We start from the raw sequence: 16,589 nt of genomic DNA, 5'->3' as shown, positions 1-16,589 counted from the left end.
AGATTTTCAATCTCGACATGGAAGCTGCAGAGACCAAACCCAATGGGCTCTTGTCGGTACCGCGACTGTCTGTGTCCGAAGCTCTCAATAAATACGGCTAATCCAAGATTTCAATGTCCAAGTAAGGCTCTGAGAGGACTAACAACAGCGCTACGGACAAAGCTCCAATTCGCTGCCGAGCAGCTTCTCTGCTTCAGAACTTCGGCAATGTGCAGAAAGCAGTATGTTGTCACTTGATCTCTTTTTTGGACAGAGCATCCCGGAGCGCGTCGCCGACCAAGTTGATTGAGAGGACACAGATTACAACCGCCATCCCGGGCCACACCATCTGTAGCGGTGTCGACCGCATGTACTCCCAGCTGACAGCCTTTTGTTCGATGTTATCGGACAGTTAGTTCGTTTAAAGCCTGTTTTTAGAACAAATGAATTATCGTATCTCTTGGTCAACACTGAAGGAGACTTCAAATGTTCAACCTAACAAAAATCTCAACCGGCTTTGCTACTGCCGTGACACTGGCTTTCTTGAAAGGTTGATTTTACTCAATCACCCCAAGCACGGATCGTACAGTGCCTGTTCTCCCAACACCGTGCTCCATCCATCCAACCAGACAGAGCAACATGGCAACCTTAACGCAATTTGAATTGACCCCGAAAGACGGCGCCGGCGAGGCGCTGCAGGCGTTTCTGACCGACATCCTACCAGATACACGCAGCTATATCTGCTGCACGAGCGCAGAAATCGGGATCTCCCTGAAGACCCAAAGACTGTCCTGGTCATCGAACAATGAAGCACCACCACAGCTTTTGATGCCTATATCGACTGGCGCATCGAGCGCGGCGATTTAGCCAAACTCATCTCACGTCGCGCCGAAGATCCCAAGGTCACGCATTTCGAGTGTGGCTAAGCCTCTGAACTGACTTGAAAGGACCCTTCCTATGAAACTTGTCAAAGTTGTAGCTCTTGCCATGACCCTTGCCACTTCGATTTCCAACCCCAGCTTTGCAGAGGAAGCGGAAACGCGCGCTGCTACTGAGTTTGAACTCAGCACAGCCGTGGCCACTGCAAGCCGCCAATGGCGTGATGCGTTTAACGCAGGCGATGCTGCCGGTGCCGCTGCAATGTATGAAGAAGATGCGATCATGGTTGCCAAACCTTTCGGCACTTTCAAAGGCCGTTCGGAGATCGAAGCCTTCTGGGCTCAATTGGTCGAAGGTGGTTTTGACGATGTCATCTATTTCAATACGACAACCGTGGTTTCCCAAGACTTGTCGACCGCTCAAGTGTCGGCCGATTGGAAGATGAACAGCGCGCACGGTACCATCACCAAAGAGCTGTGGGCCCTGCAGTCCGACGGCACAGCACTCTTGCGCGAGGACCACTTCGAAGTCGCGCAATAAATTTTACATCACTCACGGAAAGGATCACCCTGTACCCAAGATTAAGACCATAACCTATGCGCAGCCTCGACCCCGAGGCGCAGAAAAGGTTCGACGTCGATATCCTGGGTATAGGTCTGCGTGAAGACGGAGCGGTATCCTACGGCCCAGCAGGCTGAATCGCTCTTTGAAAAGGCTGATCGTCCCTATCAACCCTCAGCGCGAGATATTTATTGGAAGATAGTGCTAGCTGTTTCCTACATCGAATTGGCCTAGGAGCAACTTACAACTCAAGGGGTTACTGCTGGTGCGCTAAATCAGTTCCGGAACACTGGTTACCTGGCGCATTTCCAGAACCCCGTAGGTTTTACCGTCAAGCTTATCGAACATTGGTTCCAGAGAAATTGGCCCTCTGGGGGTCATGTTCTGTCGCGCTTGGGGGGCAGGTGAACCTGATTAAAAGGTGGAAGGCTGAAACTCGCGAAGGTTTGCTGCGTTAAAACGGCGATTAAACAGCCAATGCTTGCTCTGAAGACCGTTTTCTGCTTTGTCGCATCAGAACGAAAGGTAAGGAGAATGATATGTCGATAGACATTAGCGGCCTGAGCGCCGCTGAACTAAAAGAATTGGCGGCAAAAATCGAAAAGCGTGCCGTGGAAGTGGAAAAAGAAGCGCTGCGAGCGGCACTGACAAAAATGCGCGCGATTGCGGATAAGTTGGGTGTGGCGTTTGAAGACGTTATTGCCCTGCACAGCGGTAAGGGTAAGAAAACAGCCACCAAAACCGCCCCGAAATATGCCAACCCAGATGATCCATCCCAAACATGGACCGGACGTGGCCGTAAACCTGCATGGGTGAAAGAGGCGCTGGAAGCCGGAAAGTCAATCGACGATCTGGCTATCTGAAAGTTGACTATCTAGTCAATTTTGGCAGCGATCAAATCAACTGTTCATTCTCATTGAAGGTATCTTTGATGATACCTTCAATGAGGCTGATTTCTTCATATGTTAGCTTACCAAACGGATTACGACTACGTTACTTACGGAGCAACGCACCTCGATTTTGCAAGATGAATATAATCAGATTTTCGGCTATGCGATCCGAGATCTCGATCGTATTCACGATATTGCGCGTCGCTTCATCATGGCGCTTCAGGCAGTCGATTTCACCCGGCAGGTCCTTTTCAATGGTGCGCAGAACGCACTTGTGCAGAAACTCCGCTTTCGCCGTGCAATCAAAAAAGCGGATATAAATCTGTCGTTTCGTTGGTGACTTCAACATTGCTATTCGGCAAGGCATGCCATTGAATAAAATTCATGAGTGGCGATGAGTGTCTTTGCAGAGCATTCCGATATTCATTAATCCGGTCGAGCATCACGCTCGATACAGGAAAACCTTGCCCGCCGGATGTAATCGCGCTCTGGCAGCACATAATCAATGAGAAAGCGATGCAGTCGCCCGTTACCGTCAGCAAGCGGGAGAATGAAGATGAAGCCGAAAGCGGCACAGGTGGCCTGTAAAACCGGATCAACATTCTGAGTATCTGAAATCCGAAGCCTGTTGCTGCAGTTGTTGAGCGCAGTCATCAACTCCGGAACGTCCTGAGCGCGTCCGCCAATGAACTCCGGCATGGGTTCATTGTGATGATGCAGTTTACCAAAAAAACGCTGTCTTCGCGGTAACCCATCGGAGTAAAGCTATCATCATTACCAATGAGAATGCCATGCAATTGGTAAATCTCGGATTGGTTAAGGGGTCGCTTACTCGCCTCCAAGATAGCGCGCGCGCAATGCTCAAGCCGATTGGTTGGTGGGTTATCTCCTTCAATTTCGAAACTCGCACGGCTATCGGCCAGCAACATGAAACTCGCGGCCCTTGTGATGACCTTCGCTCCGGTCTTTCCGATGATATCTTGAGTTTGTTGCGTTAAGTTGAGGTAGCTGCGCGTGCCGTATTGCCCGCTTCAAGGCTTCCCTGGACCAGCTGTATACAACCTCTGCGCAATGCCTTCCTGGTGGCATAACTCAGCAATGCTGTCCTCGCCCTGGAGGTCGTCCTGAGCAAGCCTGATTTTTTCTTTGGCTCCATCCCGTTTGCACTCCGCATGGCGATCGCCTTTGACAAGTTTCTCGCAAAGGCTCCATTTCGTTCCGGATGATTTGTACACCGCAACTCTTTGTTGGTTACGATGAGCTGGAAACCCGCTCGTGTCTACTCAATCTAGGCTGCCCCATTGGGGCTGACTTGAGGCATGCGTAAACACATCGCCTTTTTGGTAGGTGACAAGTCTGATGATAGCGAATGCCTATCAATGTATAGTGTCTCGGTATTTTCCAATGCGGTGAGCAGGCTCTAAAATTTGGATACCGGCGCGTTGGGTGGATACTTCTTTCCACCTGTCTGCCACCACTCGTCCCCCTCCTCCCCCAGGAGGGGGATTAAGTTGACTGTCGAGATTTAGGGGCAAGAAAGAGAGCAACGGTTTCTGCGCTGTTGAGTTCTAAATCCAAGTTGGATCGGTGTTTCCGGTTTTATGTTTTGTGTGGGGAATATCTGAATGTTTACGTATTTTACCACGAAAGCCTGCCAGAGTTTACGATCAAAAATTACCGATATCCGCGATGAATTCAGCCTTTTTCTTGCGGCCCGGGCAGCTTACCAATTCATCCTTTGCCTCCGTCGCGGTGCTCTGATGCAGACAACAGCGCTGGCAGCAACTTGCGCCATTCTGACACCCGGATTGGGATTGTCTCCCGCTCAGGCAGACGAGAGGCTGGATAATATGGGGAGCTTTATAGTTGAATCTGATCAGTTCTATACTTTCCATGACTTAGTGGGGCTGGGGGATCATCGCTATAACAAAGTAGAGTTGAGTGATGGCGGGAGAACCATGAGCCTCAATGGCACTGGCTTTGAGATTGGTAATCACCGTGGCTCTGAGGGTAGGTTTAAGGTTTCCGAGGGGCAGCGCCTTGTAGTGGCTGAAGGTAAAAGAGTCAACGACGGCAGCCTCGGCTGGCATCACGCCCTCGACGATTTGGAACCGGTCAAGACCATGCGCTTTAACGGAAGCAACGATGTCTTTACCGTAACCGGTGCTCCCGTTGAAAAGAATACAATCCTGGTCGAGTTCGGTCTGAGGCACCAGGTTGATGGCGTCCTCTTCTACCTGAACTACTACAGTGAATTCGGCGATCTCGCACAGAACCAAGGCTTCAACATAGATGCTTCGTTCAGGTTCTAGGTCATATTGACGAGCGAGCGCTTCAACGGCTTGAGCTGAGCTTTGTGAAGCTCTGTTGATTGCTCAAAGGATTCGAAACTTGGCCAGCTAGACGCGTACCAGGAGATCGCAGCATGAGCATTACCGTCCACATACTGATCACCGATGACCACGAGGGCACCAGAGCGGATGCCTTTACCACCGAAAGCGACCGTGCTTTGATATCCTGGGTCGGTTCAGATGCAAAGGAATGGGCACAGAGCGAGTTGGCTGACAATCTGTATGAATACGTCTCATCGAGATACGACCATGGTCGAAAGATTTGCGCGGATGAGCAAACGCTTGAAAACGATATCAGCCAGGCGCCCAGAAACAACGCGGCGTGGTCGTTCTGCAAGTCAATTCCAGGTGCATTTGGGGCTTTCTATGACCCAATCGATGTCATGACTATTATGGGTGGTTGGGCTGTGGAAGGAGATCACTCTGACACTTCCCATTGGTTTGAAGCCGGGAACGACGAAGATACTGCTGCAATACTGGCATGGTGCGAGAAAGAGGGTTCCAGGATCGAACGACAGATTTCCGATCTTGTTTGTAACACTATGCCGACACGCAAAGAGGCATTCGAAGCGCTGGCAATGAAGCGATCGGCTCCTGTTATACCTCTAATCCTATGAGGGCTCGATGGAGTCCTTTGCTACCAAAGTCGAGATTGCCGCCCACGCCTTGAGTAATGGTCGGGATGTGAAGCGCTTCTAAAGCCGTGTTCTGGGGTAATCGGATCATCTGCCTTTTTCATGTAGCACTGTCTGGGGGATTGACGGTCTACTGTATTTTAGCAGCCGTGTCGGCGGAAATCAGGCACTAGTTTTGGCAAGTAGGAATACGCTCTGTTCAGATTCGATCTGACGTCGCGAAATGGCGTCAGACTATTCTGTGGTTCAATCGGGTGTACCGGCACGTTACCATATGCTATCTGAATGATCTTCGATCCTTATTCACGGAATTTGGAGAACTTGAATTGAATGACCTGATAACATCGAAATGCCTCTGGTAATCCGTGGTCATTACGGATTTGTGCAATTCCTACCCCCGAATAGAGAGAACCTGCCAAGGTGCTGAGCGCTGGATTGGCGTCTTTCCTGCGACAGATTTACGTGAAGTCTATCCGCTGGTGGAGTTTGACGCGCAGCAAACGCGCGACGTATTGAAAAGGTATTTACCAAAAGTTGCCTAAGTAATGATTCGGATGGGCTAGAAAGCTGAAGATATCGCATTCAACAGGAAGGCAGAGTAATTACAGACTTCGCTCCAATTTTTTATGCCAGAAGTATGAGTTAGGTGGATTTTTTTGAAATTTAAAAAGAAATCGCAATGAGTGCACAATCAGCGATGCGAAATTCCAATTTTCGTTGCAGTGATGTAATCGAGTGCTCGTGGACAGCAGAAATTGAGCAGATAATTGTAACGACATCTTGCATCTACAAGTCTAGTTGCGCTTTATCGAGCATGTATATCAGCCAATATCTTCGCTCCTTCACACGAATCACCGCCACAAAAGCTCCGATGAGAATCACGATCGGATTCCAGATGCCGTTAGCAGAGAAGGGAGAATTATGGCCCGGGTACTTCGCCTTGTCATTCAAGCGCTGTTTTATTCTGTACTCTGTGTGCAAAACATTTATTCAATGTGCAGTAACGAGCTTTGAAGTCCGTTGAGGGCTAGATTACTTAGCGTTTCTTTGTGAAACCCAATCTATCAGAATGAACAGTGCTTTTTGAACTCGTTGCCGATATATGCAGCGCGCGCATCGAGAGGCTTGTCTTTGGATTCTAGAAGGGTGGATAAAAAAATGTCTTCATCTCGAGTTGATATTGGAGCCCAAGCGCCTTCGAGTTCTTCTAAATCATTACGATCCAATGACACGGCGTCTGATATCAGACCCGAGGCGTCGCAAGTTGATAACCCTCAATCTTTGGAAAATGCAACAGGAGCGATGGTGGAGCGATCAGAGGCAGCGACAGACCCCAGATTTCGCGAAATGCTGAGTGTGCTGGAAACATACGAAACGATTATTTTTGATTTGGGTGATGTGGTTATAGACTGGGACTCGATCCACACAACATCGGTCGCCGAAGGGGTGAGCGATGTAAGAAAATTGGTAAATCATCCTATCTGGCGAGATTTGGAACAGGGATCTATCAGCAAAGATATCGCACTGACATTACTTAGCAGTGAACTGCAAACACCTTACGATAAGCTAAAGGAAATCTTGGATTTAAGCGTTACGAGTTTGCGGGTCAATCAGACAGTCTTAGCGTTATTACAGGTTTTGCATCAAAAAAATAAGAAGATACTCTGTCTTTCAAATGTGGATATGGAGTCGTTTGAGCTCTTATATAAGAGATTTGACTTCTGGAAGTATTTTGATGGCATTTATATCTCCGCATTTCTTCAATGCAGGAAGCCAAATAGCGACATATTTGAATACATCATTTCGGATTCATCCGTAAATGTGGAGTGTGCCGTATTAGTAGATGATAACTCAGCGAATCTGGAGCAAGCCCGGAAACTAGGTTTGAGTACGGTTAAGTATTCCCGAAGAAGTTTTACACATCAGGCTGCCAAAGGCGGGGTTTCAAAGAAGCAAAATTCCTTCACCTTCGCATGCGAAAACAGAAAGGAGTTGGGACGCTCATATTTGAACAAGCGCTTGCGTAAATTCCCACTTTGTAGAAGCTTTGTCGGCGATGATGTAGAGCTTATTGCCAGTGCTGATTTCTCTAAGGAAATATTCTCAACCGCTGTTATTCTACACTCTTTGTCGTCCTTGCCTGACGATATAATAAAGGCGATGTCGCGGGAAATATTGAGGCATGATGGAAAAAATAAGCTTCGCTGGTGCTTTTATAGGAACGAGGCACGCCCGTTAGATTTTCCTGACGACCTGGATACAACATCCATGATTTTGTCATTTCTAGTAGGCAACAACAAGATAAAGAGTGACGACGCACTTACTTTAGCAGAGGACATGATTGATAATAGAAATGAAGATGGGATAATTCAGGTATACTTTGACGACACTCGACCCAGGGTAGATGCTATTGTCGCTACAAACGTATTGTATTTTTTAAACCAAATAGGTTTGGGGCGCAGAAACGAATTGGGGGAAACTGAAGACTTTATTTTTGACTTTTTGACTCGTGACATATTCCTTGGAGGCACACGATACTATCCGGCTCCAGATGTATTTCTTTTCTTTTTGTCGCGATTAATTGTCGACTTTCCCGATAGGTTTAACAGGTTTTTGAGGCCCCTTACTGAACGGCTCATTTCACGCGTTGACCTTACCCCTTTTGCGCTCGAACGAGCATTAAGGGTTATTGCGATGAAAAACCTGGGAATTGTCAATCGCATCGATTTTTTAAAACTGCTGGATAGTCAGTTGGAGGATGGCGGCTGGCCGATGTACGGGCTGTTCATTGCTCCAACGTCCAACACTTATTTTGGAAGCAGAGAACTTTGCTCCTCTTTCGCCCTTGAGGCAATGAATTTGATGAGCTGGACTGACAAAAGAGATTAACAATTATGCTCGAACTCCAATCTCTAACATTCGGTTGGCCTTCTGTCCGGCTACTGGTCAGGACGCTGCAAACCTCGTCGAAAACAGTCGGCCATGATGCCTATCTGGCTCTCAAGCCAGTACCTGACCCACAAAATGCGAGCAATGCTGAACTACCTCAACTGGCGAGGGGTTTGTATAGATTGGCCCGAGATTGATGAGCATAAACGTCGTCGCGTCAACGCTTCCAGCTAATACTCTCCGAGCCCATGCTCCCGGCAGAATAATCTTGTCGGGGGAACACTCGATGATGTATGGAGCGCCGGTTCTCGCCGCATCGATTGCTTACTATACAGAGGTCTGGCTGAGGCCAATCCACGGCAGTGGAGGACTGTTCACTGATTTCGAGCAAGCTTCATGTGGTGAGTTTTATCCATTTACGATGCTTGAAGACTTCAAACAGTCACTTGATCGCCGGTTTGAACTGTTTGTGTGCGGCAAGTTGCAGGTTCAAGACATTCTACAGCGGCCAGATGATCTGGTGATGTATGCCGTGGCGTCATTCATACAACGATTGCCAATGCCCAAAGTTGGCGATGACCAGCAAATACCGGTTTCAGGAACGCTGGGATGTCGTTCATCGTTGCCTTTGGGGATGGGGACAGGATCGTGGACGGCTGCAATCGCAGCAACATTTGCACTTTACGAAAACATGTTCAATGAAACCCTGACACCGGAAGAGCGAATTGAGCAAATTCGTTTTTGCGAGCGGCTGCGACACGGAAAAGGTAACGCTATTGATGCATCCTCCGTCGTCTATGGTGGGGTGAGCAGAGTAGATGGTGATCAGGTCAGTCGTCCAAACATTCCTCGGCATCACTCGTTGTGGAGAGGAGATGGCTGGTACTGGATTTCGTACGGAAGACCTGTAAGTTCCATAGGAGAATGCGTAGCGGCGGTGCGACGGGCTTATGAAAAAGACGTTGCGTTGTGGCAAGAGTTCAGTAGTTGCACCAACGCTCTGCAATCTGACCTTGAAACATGCGCTAATCCGACAAAAACACTGCGGCACAATCATCGGCTTTTGGTTCGAATTGGTGTGGTGCCACCTGTGACACAAAGCTTTGTCAAAGCTGTGGAAAGAGCAGGGGGCGCAGCAAAGGTTTGTGGAGCCGGATCAATAAGAGGAGAACAAGGGGGAGTGGTTTTAATCTACATGGAAGATGAAAATGCCATGAAGGCGCTCATGACTGACTATGTAAACCTCCGCTGGGCGTCTCTAAAGATTTCTGCTTCAGGGACAGCGCAGGGGGCAGCTCCATGATCTGCGGCATCACTATGGTTTTGGGATACCCATGTGGTTGCGCCAACTGCTGCCGTGGCAGTGTCTCTTACGTTTATCAGAATCCCTGCTTGAGCATATCTACGGCGACTGTGATCTATTCAAACTCGTCTTTGAGATCGCCTACTTGAGACTTGAGAATTCCAACAGGCGCGGCCGCTAAAAACTGGGTGGCCATGACGACAAGTTCACCATCGATCCCGAATACTGGGTTGAGCCGGGTCGCAGGTTTTGGAGCTTTCGATTTCGGCAAAAGCGGCACAACAACACGCGTGTTCAGATCACTCAAAAGATCAGTTTGAATATCCAGAAGGAATCCATCACCAGAAGGGTTGGAATAAACATCGTACTTTGGCATTAGAATTGCTTGAAGCTTTCCAGTGGTAGCCCGTGTCTCTCCACATAAGAATTGGAGCTTCTCAGAGCTGCAGCATTTTCAGTTTTCCATTGTTCTACCTTTGCAGCAGCAACGGCTATACGTACCCCATCTTCGGCCGCGCGCGATAGGTTTACTTTCAGCGCCTTGGCTTCAGAAAGTAAGACACTGTCGAGCGACAGATTAGTTGGTTTTCGTGATTGGGCATTCAATTGATAGATCTCCGCATGTGCCAAAAGTATCAACAAGCATTATGCGCATCTACTATGCGCATGAGAAACCAACAGGTACTGAATTTTCTTCAGGGGAATCTGACACATAGCACTTGATGCCCTGAGTCTCCCACCATTTCATCTGGGTTGAGGTCGAATTCTGCTGCCAAATCTTCGACCCGAACCGATCGAACCGCCAAACTCAACGACGTTGATCCCCAGACTTGGCTCACGTGGGCCCTCGCCCAAATCTGCAGGCCTCAACATAGCCCGTGTCTATTAATGTATAGCACTTCGGTATTTCTCAATGTGTCGAGCAGGTTTTAGGATTTTTTGTACCAGCACATTGAGTGGAGCTTTTTTGACACAACTGCAACTCAGCCGCCTCCTCCCTCGGGGGGGGGCGGTAAGGCTTGGGGCCAGGGAGGGGCAACCTTTTCTGTGGCGTTACTTTTAGGTTCAAATTAGGCCGATGTTTCCGGTCTGGTGATCTGTATGGGGAGTATCTGGATGCGTGTGCAACTGATAACGAATGATCGATTCAAAATCATAAAAATATACAATAAAATCATTAATTTACTTGTATATCAGATGGGCCCGCCGTACAATCGCTTCATCGCTTCATCGCTTCATCGCTTCATCGCTTCATCGCTTCATCGCTTCATCGCTTCATCGCTTCATCGCTTCATCGCTTCATCGCTGCGGCTTGGCGCAGACAACGGTGTTTGCGGTAACCTGCGCCATTCTGATACCTGGGCTGGGGTTATCTCCTGCCCGGGCGGATGTAGAGTGGCTTGATGGGCTGGGGTTTGGGATCTTGCACTACAATCCCAGCCCTCCCAGATTTGATACTTTCGATGACTTTGTTGGAGTCGTTGATAGTGAGAACAGAGCACCGTTGAGCCATGACGGCAGCACGCTGGATATCGGTTCTGCAAGCCTCTTGGTCGGCGATGAGTATGGTCCTAATGGTAGTTTTAAGGTTTCTGATGGGCAGCGGTTTGTAACATCCAATGGCATAACTGTATACGGCGGCGAGTTTTCCGTCACTGGTGCGGGAGCGGTTGTGGAGGCCCCATCTATCAGCATCTATTCAAGACCACATCAGCACGGAAAAATCAGTATTGCCGACGGTGGAGTCATTAGGGCCGATGGGCGTGCACTTTCGTTCGGTTTGGATCTTTATTGCATAGATCCGCGAAACAATCGAATCCCGGACTCTGACTGCGCTCATGAAACTGAACTTGAAATCGACGGTGAGGGCTCCCTATTGGAGGTAACTCCGCGGTCAAGCGGGCATTTGAGCTTCCTCGACAGTTACGCCGATGTCCAGACTGCAACCATTACGATCTCGAATGGCGGAATGTTCAGGATCCATGAGGCACCTGGGAACTACACTGTGTACGATTATGTCCAGCGTGATCCCAATTGTACTTATGCTTGCATAGCGGATCCAGTACCCAGACATATCTCGCAGGAGGAGGCAAATGCTGGCCCATACAGCGCGCACTCTGATGGTCACCTAACGTTTAACATTGGTGCGGCTTCGGGGGAGGCGGCTGTTGCGGCTGGATTTGTCGACTTCCACAAGCCACTTCCCCTAGGGGGCACCAGCCAGCTGGTCTTCAATCACACCAATACCGACTATGAGTTTGGGACTGCGATTAGTGGCGCGGGCTCTGTTCTGGTCGAGAACGGCACAACAATTCTGACCGGTCAGAACACCTACACTGGTGGCATCACAATTGTGGGCGGCACTTTGGCTATTGCCTCGGCAAATGCCCTCGGCACGGGCGATGTGACCTTCGATGGTGGTACGCTGGCAACCACCGAAGATATGGCGCTGGCCTCAAACGTAACCCTGTCAAATGGTGGCGGAAATCTGGATACAGCCGCAGACACAACCCTGACCGTCTCTTCCAACATCTCGGGCACGGGCGGCCTCACAAAAGAGGGCTCCGGCACGCTAACGCTAACCGGCGCTAACACCTACACCGGCGATACGATGATTGTGGGTGGTACTTTGCGGTTGGCTGGCGGTGGTAGCATAATCGGTGATATTATCAACAACAGTTCGTTGGTTTTTGCTTCCTCTGACGCGATCACTTACGCGCACAACATCTCGGGCGCGGGTTCCCTCAGAAAGGCCGGTTCAGGTACGCTGACCCTGACCGGTGACAGCGACTATACCGGGGGCACAACGGTGTCCGAAGGTGCACTGCTGGTAAATGGTCGCGTTGATGGCGCGGTTATGCTGGATGGTGGTGTACTTGGTGGTGACGGTACGGTTGGCGCGGTGACCTTGAACAGGGGATCAACGCTTGCACCGGGAAATTCCATCGGCACATTGAATGTAGACGGGGAAATCACTCTCACCTCAGGCTCAACCTACGCTGTTGAGGTGAACAGAGATGGGGATGGCGACCGTCTGGCTGTTACTGGTGAGGCGAGGATTAGCGGAGCGACAGTCCACGTATCAGCAGAGAATGGCACGGATACCGGCATCACCTATGCGCCCTCCACACGGTATATCATCCTGACGGCCAGCGGTGGTGTCGTTGGTACCTTTGAGAATGTCACCGATACCTTCGCGTTTTTGGATTCCAACCTGGATTATGAGGCCAACGAGGTCATCCTCATCCTTGAGCGTAACGAAAGGGGCTTTCATGACATTACCGACACGGAGAACCAAAGAAACGTAGCGATCGGTGTCAACAGCCTGGGCGCGGACAATGATGTCTTCAGCGCGATCCTCGGGCTCAGCGAAGAGGATGCGCGGCGTGCCTTTGATGATCTTTCCGGGGAAGCCCACGCTTCGATCGATGGCTTGCTGATCCAGAACAACAGTATTGGTCGCAATGCCGTCAACACCCGTCTCCGCAGCGCCTTCGACAGTGTCGCCGCAGGCACCCCACAGGCCGTTGCTCTCAACGGAGCTGACGCAGACTTAAATACCGGAACCCCCATGGCCTGGTTTGAGGGCTACGGAAACTGGAGCTCTATCAGTGAAACCGACGAGACGGCTGCACTGGACAGCCTGACTGCTGGCTTTTTTGCTGGTCTCGACACAAAGACCCACAGTGGCTGGCGGGTCGGTCTGTTTGGCGGCTATGGCAATAGCAGCATGACCGTTGATGACCGGGACTCTTCGGGAGATGCCGACAGTTTTGTTCTGGGCGCCTATGCCGGTTATCAGTTGAACAACTTTGGCTTTCGGTTCGGGGCAAGCAATGCCTGGCACAGCATCACCACTGAGCGGGATGTGACCATCGGCAGCTTTTCTGATGCGCTGAGCGCAGATTATGCGGCCACCACGTTCCAGGCCTTTGGTGAGGTTGGCTACACCCACACAACCCGGATCGCCCGGATTGAGCCCTTCACCGGGTTGGCTCTCATCAACCAGCGCACGAACGATTTTGTTGAGGACGGGGGCGCAGCTGCGCTCTCTGCCAGCACCTCTTCACAGGCTGTGGGTGTCTTCTCACTGGGTACCCGGTTTGAGCGGGAGTTCGCGGGCTTCGGCAATAACGCAGCCTTGCTGAGCGGGAGCCTTGGCTGGCGCCGCGCGCTTGGTGATCTGGATCCGGAAAAGACCATGAGCTTTGACGGAAGCAGCGATGTCTTTACCGTGACCGGTGCGCCCGTTGAAGAGAACACATTCCTGGTCGCGCTCGGCCTGAGACACCAGGTGGAGGGCGTCCTCTTCAACCTGAACTACTACAGTGAGTTCGGTGATCTCGCCCAAAACCAGGGCCTCAACCTGAATGCCTCGTTCAGGTTCTAAGTCATGTTGACGGGAGAGCGCTTCACCGGCTTGAGCTATGGTGAGGCGTTCGACTGCTTTTGTTGCTTGGAACCCATGCGCGACCGTCACAGGACAAGACCGACGCAGTCCATAGGGCCATGGGCCCTACGAAGGCGAAATCCTGCAGGAGGGTAAAGCGTGTCAAAGATATTGAACCCATCGGCTGGAAGAGCTGAGCTTCGCTATCAATCCAAACTCGAGACTTGGCAAGCTAAACCCACACATGTGGCGAACCCGCCGCTTTGTAAAGCAGTGATCCTGCTTGATCTACCGCTCGATAGAGATACATCCACTTGCCGACCTCGATCCCTACCTCGCGATCTCCTCAATCTGACAAGGCAGCTCTCGCTCATGCAGAACCGCGCCCTTGCCGTCGACAACACAGATCGCGCAGGACCACAGCGAAACATCCAAGCCCGCAAAATACTCCATTCGAAATCTCCCATGTACACAGATCTTCTGTGATCATATCGGGAGCCCCACCTCTGATCACGGTCAGCACAATTACGCATGCTTCGGGCACTTAGGGCTTATTCTTACCAATTCGGGCTTGTCGTAAAGAAGGTCTGGCGCGATCCCAAACCCACTTAGGTGCCTTATTGAGAATGATTGACCGAGCGCAAGGCTGTCCCATTAAAAGGAGCGTAGTTTCTGTTGGAAAGTATCCCTTATTAGTTGTAACCCTTGAATGTCCGTAATGATGTTCAGAGTAATTCCTGCGCCTTGTGGCGCGTGATTGCGTCCGGTTCGGGCCAGCTAGGTAACCTGTCTGGGGCAGGCAGGTCATGGCGCTTTAACCACTCATTGATTTCCGCCCAGTGATCCTGTGACTTGGCTGTATAGTGACGCTCGTGCAGCTATGCGATCCGACGCTCCAGGCGACGCCATCATTGTAGTTTGATCTTCAGCCCGTGGATATTCGATCAGGCAGGCACAGCTGCTTGCCAGTCGTCGACACGGTGGGACTCAAGTTGTTTGTGAAGGTCGAAGGGGATTCGGTTGGGCCAGGAGGTCATGCGGAACAATTGGAGAACTTCTTTAGTTTATCCAAATGAAATTTGCCGTTAAGCATAGGCCGCGTTGACAAAACGGAAGCCTACCAGGCGCAGGTCCAATCATAGCTGATGTATATGTAATTATAGGATTGGAGTATTTCCGAATACAGCAACCTGGTTCTAGTATCATGCAATGAACGAAGTGATTGACCTTCGAAGTGATCGCTAAAAAATCGCCAATAAGGTGAGAGAGGGATGCGACGCGACTTGTGCAGAATTGTTGCTGTGGTCTTCACCCTCATAGCTACTGACGCATCAGCAGATTGCTGGAATTTTCCTTTCCCGTTCAATGCTTCCAAAGTCCAGACAGCCGAGATCGTCGTGGACAAAGGGCATGTGGCTGTAGGATTTCCTGATATTGGACGCGCCTTCATTGTCTCGGTCGATCTTTCAGAGGCTATTGAACTGCATCTTCCACGCGGCGACGTGTTTGCCGGTGGGCCTGGTTTCGGTCGTTCTGTGGCGCTTGATGGTGACATCGTTGCAATTGGTGCTGCCCGCATCGACAGCCATGGTACAGGTGTCGAGCAACCAGCGGGGGTTTTTCATACCGGCGCAGTTTATGTCTTTGATGTCTCGAGCGGCGCGTTGCTTTGGCACGTTCAGTCAGACAAAGAAAAAGCTTTCGGTCATTCAGTCTTCATTAACGCTGACGGCGTCTCCTTTGGTATCTTCGAAGCGCCCGAGCTTGATGGTAGATCGCTTCGATTGCTGGACGCAGCACGCGGCGCCATCGCACTGCGGTCAAGAGAGGGTGAACCCCTTGGTCTCATTGACGGGCCGTCGGACATGCGCGGGTTCGGTGCAGAGCTTTCGGGCAGCGCATCCTTGTTCACTATTGCTGCCAGTGCGGATACCCTGAACATCTGGATACTGATGCCGCGAGCGGGAACAGCGATCCAGCATGCTTCCATACTGTCCACGCTCAATAGAATGCCGGCTGGGAACCTTACTGCGGAAGGTTTGACCGTCGCGGTCTCCGCCGGCGGTGGTTTCGCTGCAGCTGACGGTCGGACCCTCCTGATGGTTCCGGGACATTCACCTTACGAGATCGTAGGGGGAGGGCCGCTGGCCCTATCTGAAGACCGACTTTCGGTTCTGGTGCGCTCAGCGCCCGAAGACCAGCCCTACAACCAACTCGTTGTGTACGACATCACGACAAATGGAACTCTGGCGGAGGCAGCGAAGATTAATCACGTGGTAGGGGCAGCTCTGGAAGGGGTGACCCTGTTCGCGGTTTTGGCCGAACCGGGTGCGCCGGTGAGACTCTGCAAGATGACAACTTAGCTAAGACAGGGTACTACTTCATGACAATTATTGGCTCGGATGGACGAACAACAATTACAGTGCCTTCAGGTTCGAACGTTAATGCCACGGCGGTTGACGTACAGAATTTATCTACAACAACCTACAACGCTTTCAAAAATTTGCCTGGTTCAGGGTACGTGATCTCGGCCAACTTTTCTGATGGCGGGCCGCGTCCGCATCACGTCACTCGCTATGTTGGGCTCGAAGTCTGATATTGATACTCTATTAAAGTATAGTCGATAACTATTGTTAATGTGACCATCTTTTGTGCGATCTTTTCAGTGGCTATGCCAAAGAGAGGGCGCACAGAATTCATGGAAATGAATCA

At 50.6% G+C, this 16,589-nt stretch carries 15 protein-coding genes; 11 read left to right on the top strand and 4 right to left on the bottom strand.

Annotation, left to right across the window (positions count from 1 at the left end):
* Positions 1–618: 618 nt before the first annotated feature.
* The 3 genes from ACR0BU_RS24130 to ACR0BU_RS24120 all read left to right on the top strand — a co-directional run bounded on the left by ACR0BU_RS24130 (position 619) and on the right by ACR0BU_RS24120 (position 2,282).
* On the top strand, positions 619–846 hold the full coding sequence (locus ACR0BU_RS24130; protein WP_480739426.1) for a hypothetical protein: 228 nt from the start codon (positions 619–621) through the stop codon (positions 844–846).
* 90 nt (positions 847–936) lie between these two features.
* Entirely contained in the window at positions 937–1,398 is a 462-nt protein-coding gene (locus ACR0BU_RS24125) for a nuclear transport factor 2 family protein (RefSeq protein ID WP_299084934.1), read from the top strand.
* Between the two features lie 560 nt (positions 1,399–1,958).
* Positions 1,959–2,282, top strand: a complete 324-nt coding sequence (locus ACR0BU_RS24120; RefSeq protein ID WP_480739428.1) for an H-NS histone family protein — start codon at positions 1,959–1,961, stop codon at positions 2,280–2,282.
* Between the two features lie 453 nt (positions 2,283–2,735).
* Here ACR0BU_RS24120 and ACR0BU_RS24115 read toward each other — a convergent pair whose 3' ends face one another.
* Positions 2,736–3,008: a Fic family protein gene (locus tag ACR0BU_RS24115; RefSeq protein ID WP_480739429.1), complete on the bottom strand. Its 273-nt coding sequence runs from the start codon at positions 3,006–3,008 to the stop codon at positions 2,736–2,738.
* 926 nt (positions 3,009–3,934) lie between these two features.
* Here ACR0BU_RS24115 and ACR0BU_RS24110 point away from each other — a divergent pair.
* From ACR0BU_RS24110 to ACR0BU_RS24095, 4 genes are all read left to right on the top strand, one after another.
* Entirely contained in the window at positions 3,935–4,621 is a 687-nt protein-coding gene (locus tag ACR0BU_RS24110; RefSeq protein ID WP_480739431.1) for an autotransporter domain-containing protein, read from the top strand.
* A gap of 113 nt (positions 4,622–4,734) precedes the next feature.
* The gene (locus tag ACR0BU_RS24105; RefSeq protein WP_480739432.1) at positions 4,735–5,277 is read left to right on the top strand and encodes a hypothetical protein; all 543 of its coding nucleotides are present in this window, start codon (positions 4,735–4,737) and stop codon (positions 5,275–5,277) included.
* A 1,176-nt stretch (positions 5,278–6,453) separates the two neighbouring features.
* Positions 6,454–8,184, top strand: a complete 1,731-nt coding sequence (locus ACR0BU_RS24100) for an HAD family hydrolase (protein WP_480739433.1) — start codon at positions 6,454–6,456, stop codon at positions 8,182–8,184.
* 286 nt (positions 8,185–8,470) lie between these two features.
* Positions 8,471–9,487, top strand: a complete 1,017-nt coding sequence (locus ACR0BU_RS24095) for a mevalonate kinase family protein (protein WP_480739435.1) — start codon at positions 8,471–8,473, stop codon at positions 9,485–9,487.
* A gap of 115 nt (positions 9,488–9,602) precedes the next feature.
* On the opposite strand, the gene ACR0BU_RS24090 is transcribed toward ACR0BU_RS24095, so the two are convergent.
* Together ACR0BU_RS24090 and ACR0BU_RS24085 are read right to left on the bottom strand one after the other, a co-directional pair.
* Positions 9,603–9,863 carry a CcdB family protein gene (locus ACR0BU_RS24090; protein WP_480739437.1) on the bottom strand — a complete coding sequence of 87 codons (261 nt, stop codon included), beginning with the start codon at positions 9,861–9,863 and terminating at the stop codon, positions 9,603–9,605.
* Positions 9,863–10,093, bottom strand: a complete 231-nt coding sequence (locus tag ACR0BU_RS24085) for a type II toxin-antitoxin system CcdA family antitoxin (RefSeq protein ID WP_480739439.1) — start codon at positions 10,091–10,093, stop codon at positions 9,863–9,865. Before ACR0BU_RS24085 ends, ACR0BU_RS24090 begins: the two co-directional genes overlap by 1 nt.
* 510 nt (positions 10,094–10,603) lie before the next feature.
* Between ACR0BU_RS24085 and ACR0BU_RS24080 the strand changes: the two genes are divergently transcribed.
* Both ACR0BU_RS24080 and ACR0BU_RS24075 read left to right on the top strand, forming a co-directional pair.
* Complete coding sequence (locus ACR0BU_RS24080) at positions 10,604–10,891, top strand: hypothetical protein (protein ID WP_480739440.1); 288 nt, start codon at positions 10,604–10,606, stop codon at positions 10,889–10,891.
* A 565-nt stretch (positions 10,892–11,456) separates the two neighbouring features.
* Positions 11,457–13,877: an autotransporter outer membrane beta-barrel domain-containing protein gene (locus ACR0BU_RS24075; protein WP_480739442.1), complete on the top strand. Its 2,421-nt coding sequence runs from the start codon at positions 11,457–11,459 to the stop codon at positions 13,875–13,877.
* Between the two features lie 330 nt (positions 13,878–14,207).
* Here the strand turns inward: ACR0BU_RS24075 and ACR0BU_RS24070 are convergent, their stop codons facing one another.
* Entirely contained in the window at positions 14,208–14,330 is a 123-nt protein-coding gene (locus ACR0BU_RS24070) for a hypothetical protein (RefSeq protein WP_480739444.1), read from the bottom strand.
* A gap of 818 nt (positions 14,331–15,148) precedes the next feature.
* On the opposite strand from ACR0BU_RS24070, the gene ACR0BU_RS24065 reads away from it, so the two are divergent.
* Together ACR0BU_RS24065 and ACR0BU_RS24060 are read left to right on the top strand one after the other, a co-directional pair.
* Positions 15,149–16,240 (top strand): hypothetical protein, encoded by a 1,092-nt coding sequence (locus ACR0BU_RS24065; RefSeq protein ID WP_480739445.1) that lies wholly within the window; start codon positions 15,149–15,151, stop codon positions 16,238–16,240.
* Positions 16,241–16,260: 20 nt separating this feature from the next.
* Entirely contained in the window at positions 16,261–16,473 is a 213-nt protein-coding gene (locus ACR0BU_RS24060) for a hypothetical protein (RefSeq protein ID WP_480755777.1), read from the top strand.
* Positions 16,474–16,589 lie beyond the last annotated feature (116 nt).

The sequence above is a fragment of the Ruegeria sp. CK2 genome, assembly GCF_056536585.1.
Note: the sequence above shows the minus strand (reverse complement) of the source record. Positions and strands in the feature narration are given on the sequence as shown.

Excerpts from the sequence above, each read along its gene's own strand:
- ACR0BU_RS24130 (WP_480739426.1), top strand. The coding sequence starts at position 619 with ATGGCAACCTTAACGCAATTTGAATTGACCCCGAAAGACGGCGCCGGC.
- ACR0BU_RS24125 (WP_299084934.1), top strand. The coding sequence starts at position 937 with ATGAAACTTGTCAAAGTTGTAGCTCTTGCCATGACCCTTGCCACTTCG.
- ACR0BU_RS24120 (WP_480739428.1), top strand. The coding sequence starts at position 1,959 with ATGTCGATAGACATTAGCGGCCTGAGCGCCGCTGAACTAAAAGAATTG.
- ACR0BU_RS24115 (WP_480739429.1), bottom strand. The coding sequence starts at position 3,008 with ATGCCGGAGTTCATTGGCGGACGCGCTCAGGACGTTCCGGAGTTGATG.
- ACR0BU_RS24110 (WP_480739431.1), top strand. The coding sequence starts at position 3,935 with ATGTTTACGTATTTTACCACGAAAGCCTGCCAGAGTTTACGATCAAAA.
- ACR0BU_RS24105 (WP_480739432.1), top strand. The coding sequence starts at position 4,735 with ATGAGCATTACCGTCCACATACTGATCACCGATGACCACGAGGGCACC.
- ACR0BU_RS24100 (WP_480739433.1), top strand. The coding sequence starts at position 6,454 with ATGTCTTCATCTCGAGTTGATATTGGAGCCCAAGCGCCTTCGAGTTCT.
- ACR0BU_RS24095 (WP_480739435.1), top strand. The coding sequence starts at position 8,471 with ATGATGTATGGAGCGCCGGTTCTCGCCGCATCGATTGCTTACTATACA.
- ACR0BU_RS24090 (WP_480739437.1), bottom strand. The coding sequence starts at position 9,863 with ATGCCAAAGTACGATGTTTATTCCAACCCTTCTGGTGATGGATTCCTT.
- ACR0BU_RS24080 (WP_480739440.1), top strand. The coding sequence starts at position 10,604 with ATGCGTGTGCAACTGATAACGAATGATCGATTCAAAATCATAAAAATA.
- ACR0BU_RS24075 (WP_480739442.1), top strand. The coding sequence starts at position 11,457 with ATGTTCAGGATCCATGAGGCACCTGGGAACTACACTGTGTACGATTAT.
- ACR0BU_RS24070 (WP_480739444.1), bottom strand. The coding sequence starts at position 14,330 with ATGGAGTATTTTGCGGGCTTGGATGTTTCGCTGTGGTCCTGCGCGATC.
- ACR0BU_RS24065 (WP_480739445.1), top strand. The coding sequence starts at position 15,149 with ATGCGACGCGACTTGTGCAGAATTGTTGCTGTGGTCTTCACCCTCATA.
- ACR0BU_RS24060 (WP_480755777.1), top strand. The coding sequence starts at position 16,261 with ATGACAATTATTGGCTCGGATGGACGAACAACAATTACAGTGCCTTCA.